Source organism: Azospirillum brasilense, assembly GCF_003349955.1.
Lineage (GTDB): Bacteria > Pseudomonadota > Alphaproteobacteria > Azospirillales > Azospirillaceae > Azospirillum > Azospirillum brasilense_B.
The window spans coordinates 1-11,902 of sequence record NZ_QLKQ01000125.1; the positions used below are offsets into that span (position 1 = coordinate 1).

Sequence of the window (11,902 nt, forward strand, 5' to 3'; positions counted from 1 at the left end):
GCCGACAGCCCCGCGAGCCTGGGTTCCACCATGCTCAAGGTCTTCAAGGGCTGATCCGTTTTCTTCGCAGTGGTGTTTTCCCCGAAGTGACTGGCCGCGCCGGCAACGGCGCGGTCTTCTTTGTTGTGTATTCGGGCGGGGAAGAGTGCTGTTTCCGCAATGTGGAAAGCTGAAAATGAGGGATTGCGGCGAGTGGTCTGACCAGTCATCTTGGTCTTGCACAGGGTGCTTCACCCTTTGTATCGGGCGGGTTGTTGCTCTGCATTTATGCGAGCCTCTCGAAATCACTGGCCGTGCTGGAAACAGCACGGCCATTTTTTGCTCACTTGCTTATTGATCCGCTGCCCGCGCAAGCGCCAGGAAGCCGGCGATGTAATCCACGCCCTCCTCGCCGCGGCGGACACCGAGATGAATGCTCTTGCCGATCCCCTCGCTTCCCAACCGCACGCTGCGGATGGGCAGGCCGGCACCATCCTCCAGCACCAGCCAGTCCGGCAGGACGGTGACTCCACGCCGGGCGGCGACGAGCTGGAGCATCAGGTCGGTCGACTCCGCGGTCTTGTGGCGACGCGGACGGCAATGGGCGGGGACGAGGAAGCGGGTGTAGACGTCCAGCCGTTCCAGGCTGACCGGGACCGTGATCAGTTCCTCCGCACGCAGGTCTTCGGGCTGAGCCACACCCCGCGCGGCGAGAGGATGCGTGTCATGCACCACGAGGACGAGTTCGTAGTCGAAGACCGGCATGAACAGGACGTCGGCAGTCTCGACGGGGTCGGGCGTGATCAGCAGATCGATCTCGTTGTCGAGCAGCGCGGCCAAGCCGTCGAAGCGGAAGGCGGTGCGGACCTCGAAATCCACGTCCGGCCATTGCGTGAGATAGCGGGCGGTCATCCGCATCAGCCAAGCTTGGCAGGGATGGCATTCCATGCCCACCCGGAACGCCCCGCGGCGGCCCGACGCAAAATCGGCGAGAATCCGTTCGGCGTGCTCGAACTGCGGCAGCAGGCGCTGCGCCAGCGCCAAAAGGTGCTGGCCAGCCTGGGTGAAGCGGAGGCTCCGCCCCTTCTTCGTCCAGATTTCGACGCCGCAGCGTTCCTCGAACTTGCGCATCGTGTGGCTCAGCGCAGACTGGCTGAGATTCAGCCGTTCGGCGGCGGCGGTGACGCTGCCCACCCGATCCACCTCTCGAAGGATCGCGAGGATCTGGCGGTCAATCATTCATGACTCCGGCTCATCCAATCATGAGAACATACCACTTCTATTCATGATGGCGGGTCGGTAAGCCTGAGGCAACCGCCACAGAGCCAGTCCCGAGGACCGTCATGAGCCAAGCCGACACCAACTTTTACGCGCACGGGACAGCGAACGTTCTGCGGCTGGCGGCGGCGCAAGCGCTGGCCGGCGCCAATGCGGTGGTCGTCTACGCGACGGGAGCCATCGTCGGGAACACGCTGGCTCCCAGCCCGGCGCTGGCCACGCTGCCGTTGTCCGTCTTCGTCGTGGGCATGGCGGTCTGCACCATTCCCGCCGGCGCCATCGCCCGGCGCCATGGGCGGCGCGCCGCCTTCCTGGCGGGGACGGGCTGCGGCGTGCTCGTCGGGCTGCTCTCCGCCCTGGCGGTGATTCTGGGAAGCTTCTGGCTGTTCTGTGCGGCGATGGTCCCAGGCGGCGCCTACGCCGCCGTGGTCCTGTCCTTCCGCTTCGCCGCGACCGATTGCGTCGAGCCGGAACGGCGGCCGCGGGCGATGTCGGCCGTGATGGCCGGAGGGGTGTTCGCCGGGGTGATCGGACCGCAGCTCGTCACCGTCACCATGGATGTCTGGCCGCCGCACCTGTTCCTGGCGACATTCCTAGCCCAGGCCGCCGTGGCGGCGGTTTCCGCCCTGGTGCTGGTCGGCGTGCGGCTGCCGATGCCGACCGCGGCGGAGTCCGCCGGAGGGCGCCCGCTCGGCGTCATCGTCCGCAAGCCGCGATTCGTCACCGCCGTGCTGTGCGGGGTCGTCTCCTACTTGCTGATGAACTTCATCATGACGGCGGCCCCGCTGGCGATGCGGCTGTGCGGCCTGTCCCAGGAGGTGTCCAACCTCGGTCTGCAATGGCATGTGATCGCCATGTACGCTCCGAGCTTCGTCACCGGGCGGCTGGTCGAGCGGTTCGGCGCGTCCCGGATCGTCTTCGCCGGCCTGGGCCTGATCGCCGCCTCCGCCGTGGTCGGGCTGGGGGGCGTGGATGTGGCGCATTTCTGGGTCAGCCTGATCCTGCTGGGAGTCGGCTGGAACTTCGGCTTCCTCGGGGCCTCCGCGCTCGTTCTGGAGTGCCACCGTCCGGAGGAGAAGACCCAGGTGCAGTCGCTCAACGACTTCATCGTGTTCGGTACGATGGCCCTGGGGTCCTTCGCGTCCGGCGGACTGCTGGCGGCGTTCGGCTGGGATTCGGTGCTCTGGGTGTCCTTCGTGCCCCTGGCGGCGGCCATCGCGGCGCTTGCCGTCACCGCCTCGTCCCGCACCGCGTCCGCGACGGTCTGAAGACGGCGGTCGACGCCTCGTCCATCCAATCCTGAGAACGCCACGGAGCCCCGCCCGCAAGGCGGGGCTGACCTTTCCGGCTGCGCGGATTTCGGAAGCCCTAAAAATTTTTGGATGAAAAGCGCGACACGCCAAAAGTTCGTGTTGCCAACAATCACGCCTCTGGCATACCATATGCCGTATCTGGAGCGCCACGAACGCGGGGACGGCGAGACCGGCTCTCCAGCTCATCAGTGAACCATGACTCGCATCGGCACGGACCAAGGCCGCCCATGGGGCGGCGATGCGGACGCTCGCTCGAACGCCGCCTCGCACGCCCAAGGGGACCCTCATGCCCGGTATCAAAGCGTCGCAATCCCACGGGAGGGAATGATGGTTGGATCGACAGAATCCCAGAGGCCAGCTTTTAACAGTTCCGGCGGCTCGCAGGCGCCCATCTCCGACGGCGCGCGCTGGATGCAGATCGTCGTCGGCATCGTCTGCATGGTCGCCGCGGCCAACATCCAGTACGCCTGGACGCTCTTCGTGCCGGAAATCCAAGCCACCCATGGCTGGACCCGCGCCTCGATCCAGACCGCCTTCACCGTCTTCGTCGTCGTCCAGACCTGGCTGACCCCCATCGAAGGCTACTTCATCGACCGTTACGGCCCCCGCGTCATCGTCGCCTTCGGCGGCGTGATGACCGGCCTCTCCTGGATCGTCGACAGCTACGCCGGCTCGCTCGGCATGCTCTATGTCGGTTCGGCCATCGGCGGCATCGGCGTCGGTTGCGTCTACGCCACCTGCGTCAACAGCGCCCTGAAGTGGTTTCCGGACAAGCGCGGCCTCGCCGTCGGCCTGACCGCGGGCGGTTACGGCGCCGGCTCGGCCGTGACGATCCTGCCGATCGCCAACATGATCCACTCCTCGGGCTATCAGGCGACCTTCTTCTGGTTCGGCCTGCTGCAGGGCACGATCATCCTCATCGCCGCCTACTTCCTGCGCGCCCCGCAGAAGGATCAGGTGAAGGCCTCGACCAAGGTCCTGCAGTCCCGCCGCGACTACACGCTGAAGGAAGCGCTGCAGACGCCGGTCTTCTGGGTCATGATGGTCATGTTCATCTGCACCGTCTCGGGCGGTCTGATGGCGGTGGCCCAGCTCGGCGTGATCGCCCACGATCTGGGCGTGAAGGAAGCCCCGATCAGCCTGTTCGGCATCACCATGGCGGCTCTGCCCTTCGCGCTGATGCTCGACCGCGTGATGAACGGCATTTCCCGTCCGCTGTTCGGCTTCGTCTCAGACCACATCGGCCGTGAAGCGACCATGTTCATCGCCTTCACCTTCGAAGGCCTCGGCATCCTGATGCTCAGCCGCTTCGGCCACGACCCGATCATGTTCCTGATCCTGTCGGGTCTGGTGTTCCTGGCCTGGGGCGAAGTGTACAGCCTGTTCAGCGCCACTTCGGCGGACACCTTCGGCACCAAGCACGCGGCGAAGATCTACGGCGTGCTCTACTGCGCCAAGGGCGTCGCGGCGCTGCTGGTCCCGCTGGGCAACCTGCTGATGGAAGCCACCGGCACCTGGGCGACCGTGCTCTACATCTGCGCCACCATGGACCTCATCGCGGCCTTCTGCGCCATCGCGGTCCTGCGGCCCATGTTGCGTAAGCACCATGCCCGCAACGCCGAACTCGCCGCCCAGCAGGGTGCCGGTGGGCTGGCGGTGCAGCCCGGCCACTGATCGGCCCGCACAACCCCTTCGGTTTCGTATCTCGGATGATGGCCGCCGCGCGCACCCCGCGCGGCGGCCTTTTTCATTCCAGGAAGAAGGGGCGGTTGTGGCCTTCGCCGGACTGGTTGAAGCGGTCCGACGACCAGAGGCCGTCCGGCTGCTCGTCCTGCGGATCGGCGTTCCACTCGTCATCCTCCCGCATCAGCAGGGTCAGGCCGTGGCCCATCAGGCCGGCCAAGGCGACGAAGGCGATCAGTTGGGACTCGAGCATGGGACGGGCTCCGGGCACTCGGGAGGGGGATGTTGCTTCTTGTTGTTGTGATGCAGCATAGCCGGCCGGCTCAAGCTGCGCAATAGGATTTTGTATACCAGATAATGGATACCAGAATCGCGCCAAATGCATCCGTGGGGTGGAATTCCCCGTGAAGAGCGTTGACGTGGGTGGGGCGGATCGTTCAGCATGGCGACGTTCCAAGGGGAGCCCCATAGCACGGGGCTGAGATGATGCCGTAAGGCGCCGAACCCTTTGAACCTGATCCGGGTCGTACCGGCGTAGGGACAGGAACAAACGGGCCACGGTCACGCGCACCCCCATCGCGCACCCCTCTATGGGGACCGCTCCGGTCGTCCGTTCTGCCGCTCCGTCACACCCGGGTCTCCAACGATCCTATGTGCGATGGAGATCCACAGCAGATGCCCGACACTCTTCCCCCCGCTTCGAAAGACGCCGCGCCGTCGGACCATTTCTCGGTGACGACCGGCCCGCTGCCGTCGTCCAGCAAGGTCCATGTGGCCGGGGAGCGCTTCCCCGACCTGCGCGTGGCGATGCGCGACATCCATGTGGGCGGCGGTGAGCCGCCGGTGCGCGTCTACGACACCTCCGGCCCCTACAGCGATCCCGCCGTGCAGACCGACATCCGCCGCGGCCTGGCGGAGCTGCGCCGCTCCTGGATCGAGGCCCGCGGCGACGTGGAAGCCTACGAGGGCCGCGAGGTCCGTCCTGAGGACGACGGGCTGCGCGTCGGCGAGACGCGGGCCGTGCCCGTCTTCGACCGCGCCGGGCGCCGTCCGCTGCGCGGCAAGCCGGGCCGGGCGGTGACGCAGATGGCCTACGCCCGCGCCGGCATCGTCACGCCGGAGATGGAGTACATCGCCGTCCGCGAAAATCTGGGCCGCCAGCGGCTGGCCGAGGCGGCGGCGCGGGACGGTGACGACTTCGGGGCCTCGATCCCCGACCATGTGACGCCGGAGTTCGTCCGCGACGAGGTGGCGCGCGGGCGGGCGATCATCCCCTCCAACATCAACCACCCCGAATCGGAGCCGATGATCATCGGCCGCAACTTCCTCACCAAGATCAACGCGAACATCGGCAACTCCGCCGTCGCGTCCTCGGTGGGGGAGGAGGTCGACAAGATGGTCTGGTCGATCCGCTGGGGCGCCGACACCGTGATGGACCTGTCCACCGGCCGCAACATCCACACCACCCGCGAATGGATTTTGCGCAACAGCCCGGTCCCCATCGGCACCGTGCCGATCTATCAGGCGCTGGAGAAGGTCGGCGGCAAGGCCGAGGACCTGACCTGGGAGATCTTCCGCGACACGCTGATCGAGCAGGCGGAGCAGGGGGTGGACTATTTCACCATCCACGCCGGCATCCGTCTGGCGCACATCCCGCTGACCGCCAAGCGCACCACCGGCATCGTGTCGCGCGGCGGTTCGATCATGGCGAAATGGTGCCTGTCCCACCACCGCGAGAGCTTCCTCTACGAGCGGTTCGAGGAGATCTGCGAGATCATGAAGGCGTACGACGTCGCCTTCTCGCTGGGTGACGGCTTGCGCCCCGGCTCCATCGCCGATGCCAACGACGCCGCCCAGTTTGCCGAGCTGGAGACTCTGGGCGAGCTGACCAAGATCGCCTGGAAGCACGACGTGCAGGTGATGATCGAGGGGCCGGGCCATGTGCCCATGCACAAGATCAAGGCCAACGTCGACAAGCAGCTGGCGCTGTGCGGCGAGGCGCCCTTCTACACGCTCGGGCCGCTGACCACGGACATCGCGCCGGGCTACGACCACATCACCAGCGCCATCGGTGCCGCCATGATCGGCTGGTTCGGCACGGCGATGCTCTGCTACGTCACGCCGAAGGAGCATCTGGGGCTGCCGGACCGCGACGACGTCAAGGTGGGTGTGGTCACCTACAAGATCGCCGCCCACGCCGCCGACCTCGCCAAGGGCCATCCCGGCGCCCAGGAACGTGACGACGCCCTGTCGCGCGCCCGCTTCGAGTTTCGCTGGCGCGACCAGTTCCACCTGTCGCTCGACCCGGAGACGGCGGAGCGCTTCCACGACCAGACCCTGCCGGCGGAGGGGGCGAAGGTCGCGCATTTCTGTTCGATGTGCGGGCCGAAATTCTGCTCGATGAAAATCACGCAGGAGGTGCGGGAGTACGCCAACTCGGGCATGGCCGAGATGTCGGAGAGCTTCCGCGCCAAGGGCGGAGAGATCTATCTGGAGGAGGGGCAGGCGGCGGACTGATCCTCGAATCGAAAAGGGGGCGCCCTTGCGGGCGCCCCCTCGCTTCGGCTCCTTCCCCCGCGGGGGGATGGGGGGAAGAGAGCGTCAGGACATAGCCTTTACGCGTCGGCCGTCACACTCCGGGCGGCGGGCGCGGTCAGCGACTCCGCCGCCATGCGGTTGCGCATCGGGCGCAGGACGAACAGCGCCAGCACGGCGGCCAGCGCATTGACCGCGGCGGCCAGCAGGAAGACCGCGTGCCAGCTTCCCGTCGCGTCGGCGATGATGTTGGCGAAGGGGATCAGCAGCGCCGCCGTGCCCTTGGCGGTGTAGAGCAGCCCGGCGTTGCTGGCGGCGAACTTCGACCCGAAGGTGTCGGCGCAGCAGGCCGGGAACAGGCTGTAGATCTCGCCCCAGGCGAAGAAGACCAGACCGGTCAGCAGCACGAAGGCCACCGGATCACGGCCGTAGAGGCTGAGCGCGACGATGCCCGCCGCCTCGATGGCGAAGGCGATGAACATGGTGTTCTCGCGCCCGATGTGGTCGGACACCCACCCGAAGAAGGGGCGGGTCAGCCCGTTCAGCACCCGGTCGATGGACAGGGCGAAGGTCAAAGCGGGCAGGGTCAGGCCGAGGATGCTGACCGGCGCGTGGGCCAGCCCGAAATCCTGGGCGATCGGGCCGAGCTGGGCCGTCGCCATCAGCCCGCCGCCGGCCACCATGACGAACATGGCGTACATGACCCAGAAGACCGGGGTGCGGACCATCTGGCTCGGCGTGTATTGCCGCTGCGCGGGCGGGACGGCGAAGCCGCCGCGGGCGAGGGGAGCGGAGGGCGGGGCGACCAGCAGCCAGGCCAGCGCGAAGACCACCAGCCCCTGGCCCAGCCCGAAGGCCATGAAGGTCGCCTCGTAGCCCGAGGTCTCGATCATCGTGGCGATGGGCACCACTGTCAGGGCGGAGCCGGCTCCGAAGCCCGCCGCGGTGATGCCGGCGGCCAGACCGCGTCGGTCGGGAAACCATTTCAGCGCGTTGCCCACGCAGGTGCCGTAGACGGCGCCCGCCCCGATGCCGCCGATGGCCGCCGCGACGTAGAGCACGAGCAGAGAATCCGCCACCGCGTTCAGCGCCCAGGAGGCGGCGCAGAGCAGCGAGCCGAACAGCACGACGATCCGCGGGCCGAAGCGGTCGACGAACCAGCCCTCGACGGGCACCAGCCATGTTTCGGTGACGATGAAGATGGTGAAGGCCACCTGGATGGCCGCACGGCCCCAGCCGTGCTTGTCGTCGATGGGTTCGACGAAGAGGGTCCACCCGTACTGGAGATTGGCGATCATCGACATGCAGATGACGCCGGCAAGCAACTGCATCCAGCGCCCGCCGACAGGCAGGGCGCTTTGCGCACCGGTTTGGCGCATATGGTTCCTCCCGGATGGGTCCGCTGTCTCGTTCTTGTCCTGGCGCGCGCGGGGTGCGTTCGGTGCCCGGCCGCTTCGCTTTATCCTTCGAACGAGGCTGTCCGGTTGGATGCCTGTGGCATGCCAGACGCCATATTCGTGATGCCTTGACGGTGAGTGTGGCGGATAATCCGTGGAGTCATCAACAAATTTTCGTGAGCGGGCGCCGCTTTGGCCATAAGTGATATATTAAATCGGCCGGCGGCGCCCCACCGCTTACACGACCAGAACGGCGCGGAAGTCGTTGACGTTGGTCAGGGTCGGCCCGGTCACCAGCAGGTCGCCGAGCGCGCTGAAGAAGCTGTAGCCGTCGTTGTCGGCCAGCCGCTCCTTGGCGTTGACCCCGGCTTCGGTGGCGCGGGCCAGCGTGTCGGGGGAGAGCAGGGCGCCGGCGTTGTCCTCCGTCCCGTCGATGCCGTCGGTGTCGGCGGCCAGGGCGTGGACGCCCTCCATCCCGTCCAGCGCCACAGTCAGGGCCAGCAGGAACTCGGCGTTGCGACCGCCGCGGCCCTTGCCGCGCACGGTCACCGTGGTCTCGCCGCCGGACAGCAGGACACAGGGCTTGGCCGCCGGCTGGTCGTGCTCGACGATCTGGCGGGCGATGCCGGCATGGACGAGCGCGACCTCGCGCGACTCGCCCTCCAGCGCGTTGCCGAGGATGACTGGGGTGACGCCGGCCTTGCGGGCGACTTCCGCCGCGCGCTCCAGCGCCATCTGCGGGGTGGCGACCAGGATCGTGCTGACGCGCTCCAGCCGCGGGTCGCCGGGCTTCGGGCTCTCGTCGCGTCCGGCCTGCAGATGGTCCATGACCGGTTGCGGCGGGGTGATGCCGTACTTCTCCAGCACGGCCAGCGCGTCGGCGTAGCTGGTCGGGTCGGGCACGGTCGGGCCGGAGGCGATCACCGACAGGTCGTCGCCCGGCACGTCGGAAATGACCAGGGAAACCACCCGCGCCTTGGTCGCGGCGGCCAGCCGCCCGCCCTTGATCGCGGACAGGTGCTTGCGCACGCAGTTCATCTCGGTGATGTTCGCGCCGGAGCGGAGCAGCGCCTTGGACACCGCCTGCTTGTCGGCCATTGAAATGCCGGGCGCGGGCAGGGCGAGCAGGGCGGAGCCGCCGCCGGAAATCAGACAGAGCATCAGGTCGTCGGGGCCGAGCGACGCGGCGATGTCGAGGATGCGCCTTGCCGCCTGCTGGCCGGCCTCGTCGGGGACGGGGTGCGACGCCTCGACCACCTCGATCCGCTCGCAGGGCACGTTGTGGCCGTAGCGGGTGACGACCAGACCGGACAGCGGACCCTTCCAATGATCCTCCACCGCCTTCGCCATGGAGGCCGCGGCCTTGCCGGCGCCGACGACGACCGTGCGGCCCTTCGGCGGTTCCGGGAGATGCGGCGGCACGCACAGCGCCGGCTGCGCCGAGGCGACGGCGGCGCGGAACATGTCGGTCAAAAGCGCGCGGGGATCGGTGGTCGTCATGGTCTGGTTCTGTCCCTTCCCTGAGCCGCGCCGTTCACCGGCGCCGGTCCTCATGTGCTGGGAATGCTAACGGATTTGGCGCAGGGGGCAATGGGGAGGGCGCGCTTTGCATACCCTCTCCCCTCCGGGGAGAGGGGAGGGTGAGGGGGTTGTGCATGGCGGCACGTCCGGCAAAAGCGCAACCCCCTCACCCCATCCCTCTCCCCAGGGGGGAGAGGGGGCGAGAAACACCCTCACTCCGCGGGTTCGGTCACGCGGTGGTTCTGGCCGATCTCGTGGTTGGCGAGCAGCTCCAGCGCGCGGACCATGCCGGAGTGGTCCCAGGCCTTGCCGCCCTGGGCGGCGCAGGCGTTGAACAGCTCCTGGCAGGTCGCCGTGTTGGGCAGCGACACGCCGAGCGCGCGGGCGCCGGACAAAGCGAGGTTCAGGTCCTTCTGGTGCAGCTCGATGCGGAAGCCCGGATCGAAGGTGCGCTTGACCATGCGCTCGCCGTGCACCTCCAGGATGCGCGAGGAGGCGAAGCCGCCCATCAGGGCCTGACGGACCTTCGCCGGGTCGGCGCCGGCCTTCGACGCGAACAGCAGGGCCTCACCCACCGCCTCGATGGTCAGGGCGACGACGATCTGGTTGGCGACCTTCGTCGTCTGGCCGTCGCCGTTGCCGCCGACCAGCGTGATGTTCTTGCCCATCTTCTCGAAGAGAGGCTTCACCGTCTCGAAGGCCTTCTCCGGTCCGCCGACCATGATGGTCAGCGAGGCGGCCTTGGCGCCGACCTCACCGCCGGACACCGGGGCGTCGAGGTAGTCGCAGCCCAGCTCGTTGATGCGCTGGGCGAAGACCTTCGTCTCGATCGGGGAGATCGAGGACATGTCCACGACGATCTTGCCGGCGGACAGTCCCTCGGCGACGCCGTTCGGGCCGAACAGGGCGGCCTGCACATGGGGGGTGTCGGGGACCATCGTGAAGACGATGTCGGCCTTCTGCGCCACCTCGCGGCTGGAGCCGCAGGCCGTGGCGCCCTTGGCGAGCAGGTCTTCCGGGGCCGGGTTGATGTCGTAGACGAACAGGGTGTGGCCGGCGTCGGCCAGATGAGCGGCCATGGGGCGGCCCATGATGCCGAGACCGATGAATCCAACGTTCATGGCTGTGTCCTCAAATCTTCTGTGTTCGGGCGGTCGAAATGGGGTGGGCGATCAGGCGGCGGCCCTCAGGCGGCGGCCCTCAGGCGGCGACGGTCTCGCCGGGGGTGGCGGCGCGCATCCAGCCCAGCCCTTCGCTGGTCCCCTTTGCCGGCTTGTACTCGCAGCCGACCCAGCCGTCGTAGCCGATCCGGTCGAGCGCCGCGAAGACGAAGGGGTAGTTGATCTCGCCGGTGCCCGGCTCGTTGCGGCCCGGATTGTCGGCGATCTGGACATGCGCGATCTTCGGCAGCAGGCGCTGCATGGTCGGGACGAGATCGCCCTCCATGATCTGCATGTGATAGACGTCGTACTGGATGAAGAGGTTGTCGGAGCCGACGGCCTCCAGAATCCGTTCCGCCTGGGCGGTGTTGGTCAGGTGGAAGCCCGGAATGTCGCGGGTGTTGATCGGCTCGACCAGGAAGCGGATGCCGGCCTGCTTCAGCGCCTTGGCGGCGAAGGACAGGTTGTCGACGAAGGTGCGCTCCAGCGCGTCCGCCGCCACGCCCGCCGGGGCCTTGCCGGCGAGGCAGTTGATCTGCTTGCAGCCCAGCGCCGTGGCGTATTCGATGGCGCGGCCCACCCCGTCCTGGAACTCGCCGACGCGGTCCGGCAGGACGGCGATGCCGCGCTCGCCCGCGTCCCAGTCGCCCGCCGGCAGGTTGTGCAGGACCTGGGTCAGCCGGTTGGCGGCCAGCCGCTCGACCAGCGCGTCCTTCTCGAAGGCGTAGGGGAACAGATACTCGACGCCGGTGAAGCCGTCCTTCGCCGCCGCGGCGAAGCGGTCGAGGAAGGGCAGCTCGTTGTAGAGCATCGTCAGGTTGGCGGCGAACTTGGGCATGTCTCTCTCCCGGATGGTCGTTTCGGGCTTGGCCGTTTGGCTCAGGATCGGAGGGTGACGGTGGGGGCGTCAACGCGGGGATGACGCTTTTTCACCCTGCGGGAACGTGGAACTGGTCGGGCCGCTTGCCCCCACCCTGACCCTCCCCCGCTGGGCGGGGGAGGGGATTGAGCCTTCCTCTCCTGCGAAGCGGGGGAG

At 67.6% G+C, this 11,902-nt stretch carries 10 protein-coding genes and 1 riboswitch; of the genes, 3 read left to right on the plus strand and 7 right to left on the minus strand.

Going from position 1 to position 11,902, the window contains the following annotated elements; all coding sequences use genetic code 11:
* Both DXK32_RS32830 and DXK32_RS30545 read right to left on the minus strand, forming a co-directional pair.
* Positions 1-209 (minus strand): hypothetical protein (locus DXK32_RS32830; protein ID WP_205215868.1); only part of this gene is annotated, 209 nt, incomplete at its 3' end.
* Between the two features lie 121 nt (positions 210-330).
* The gene (locus DXK32_RS30545; RefSeq protein WP_114861941.1) at positions 331-1,218 is read right to left on the minus strand and encodes a LysR family transcriptional regulator; all 888 of its coding nucleotides are present in this window, start codon (positions 1,216-1,218) and stop codon (positions 331-333) included.
* Positions 1,219-1,322: 104 nt separating this feature from the next.
* Here DXK32_RS30545 and DXK32_RS30550 point away from each other — a divergent pair, with 104 nt between their 5' ends.
* The gene (locus tag DXK32_RS30550; protein ID WP_114861942.1) at positions 1,323-2,525 is read left to right on the plus strand and encodes an MFS transporter; all 1,203 of its coding nucleotides are present in this window, start codon (positions 1,323-1,325) and stop codon (positions 2,523-2,525) included.
* 369 nt (positions 2,526-2,894) lie between these two features.
* Positions 2,895-4,244, plus strand: coding sequence for an oxalate/formate MFS antiporter (oxlT, locus tag DXK32_RS30555; protein WP_247877420.1), 1,350 nt, complete (start codon positions 2,895-2,897; stop codon positions 4,242-4,244).
* A gap of 73 nt (positions 4,245-4,317) precedes the next feature.
* On the opposite strand, the gene DXK32_RS30560 is transcribed toward oxlT (DXK32_RS30555), so the two are convergent.
* Positions 4,318-4,506, minus strand: coding sequence for a hypothetical protein (locus DXK32_RS30560; protein ID WP_114861944.1), 189 nt, complete (start codon positions 4,504-4,506; stop codon positions 4,318-4,320).
* 193 nt (positions 4,507-4,699) lie between these two features.
* Positions 4,700-4,812, plus strand: a riboswitch (TPP riboswitch).
* 116 nt (positions 4,813-4,928) lie between these two features.
* Between DXK32_RS30560 and thiC the strand changes: the two genes are divergently transcribed.
* The gene (gene thiC / locus DXK32_RS30565; protein ID WP_114861945.1) at positions 4,929-6,770 is read left to right on the plus strand and encodes a phosphomethylpyrimidine synthase ThiC; all 1,842 of its coding nucleotides are present in this window, start codon (positions 4,929-4,931) and stop codon (positions 6,768-6,770) included.
* A gap of 98 nt (positions 6,771-6,868) precedes the next feature.
* Here the strand turns inward: thiC and oxlT (DXK32_RS30570) are convergent, their stop codons facing one another.
* The 4 genes from oxlT (DXK32_RS30570) to hyi form a co-directional block, all read right to left on the minus strand.
* Positions 6,869-8,167 (minus strand): oxalate/formate MFS antiporter, encoded by a 1,299-nt coding sequence (oxlT, locus tag DXK32_RS30570; protein ID WP_114861946.1) that lies wholly within the window; start codon positions 8,165-8,167, stop codon positions 6,869-6,871.
* 255 nt (positions 8,168-8,422) lie between these two features.
* Positions 8,423-9,685 carry a glycerate kinase type-2 family protein gene (locus DXK32_RS30575; RefSeq protein WP_114861947.1) on the minus strand — a complete coding sequence of 421 codons (1,263 nt, stop codon included), beginning with the start codon at positions 9,683-9,685 and terminating at the stop codon, positions 8,423-8,425.
* Positions 9,686-9,918: 233 nt separating this feature from the next.
* Entirely contained in the window at positions 9,919-10,827 is a 909-nt protein-coding gene (gene glxR / locus DXK32_RS30585) for a 2-hydroxy-3-oxopropionate reductase (RefSeq protein ID WP_114861948.1), read from the minus strand.
* Positions 10,828-10,906: 79 nt separating this feature from the next.
* A complete protein-coding gene (gene hyi / locus DXK32_RS30590) occupies positions 10,907-11,704 on the minus strand; it encodes a hydroxypyruvate isomerase (RefSeq protein WP_114861949.1) in 798 nt (265 codons plus the stop codon).
* Positions 11,705-11,902: the final 198 nt, after the last annotated feature.

Coding starts and splice junctions, on each gene's coding strand:
- DXK32_RS30560 (WP_114861944.1), bottom strand. CDS start 4,506: ATGCTCGAGTCCCAACTGATCGCCTTCGTCGCCTTGGCCGGCCTGATG.
- DXK32_RS30575 (WP_114861947.1), bottom strand. CDS start 9,685: ATGACGACCACCGATCCCCGCGCGCTTTTGACCGACATGTTCCGCGCC.
- DXK32_RS30550 (WP_114861942.1), top strand. CDS start 1,323: ATGAGCCAAGCCGACACCAACTTTTACGCGCACGGGACAGCGAACGTT.
- DXK32_RS30545 (WP_114861941.1), bottom strand. CDS start 1,218: ATGATTGACCGCCAGATCCTCGCGATCCTTCGAGAGGTGGATCGGGTG.
- hyi (WP_114861949.1), bottom strand. CDS start 11,704: ATGCCCAAGTTCGCCGCCAACCTGACGATGCTCTACAACGAGCTGCCC.
- thiC (WP_114861945.1), top strand. CDS start 4,929: ATGCCCGACACTCTTCCCCCCGCTTCGAAAGACGCCGCGCCGTCGGAC.
- oxlT (WP_247877420.1), top strand. CDS start 2,895: ATGATGGTTGGATCGACAGAATCCCAGAGGCCAGCTTTTAACAGTTCC.
- oxlT (WP_114861946.1), bottom strand. CDS start 8,167: ATGCGCCAAACCGGTGCGCAAAGCGCCCTGCCTGTCGGCGGGCGCTGG.
- glxR (WP_114861948.1), bottom strand. CDS start 10,827: ATGAACGTTGGATTCATCGGTCTCGGCATCATGGGCCGCCCCATGGCC.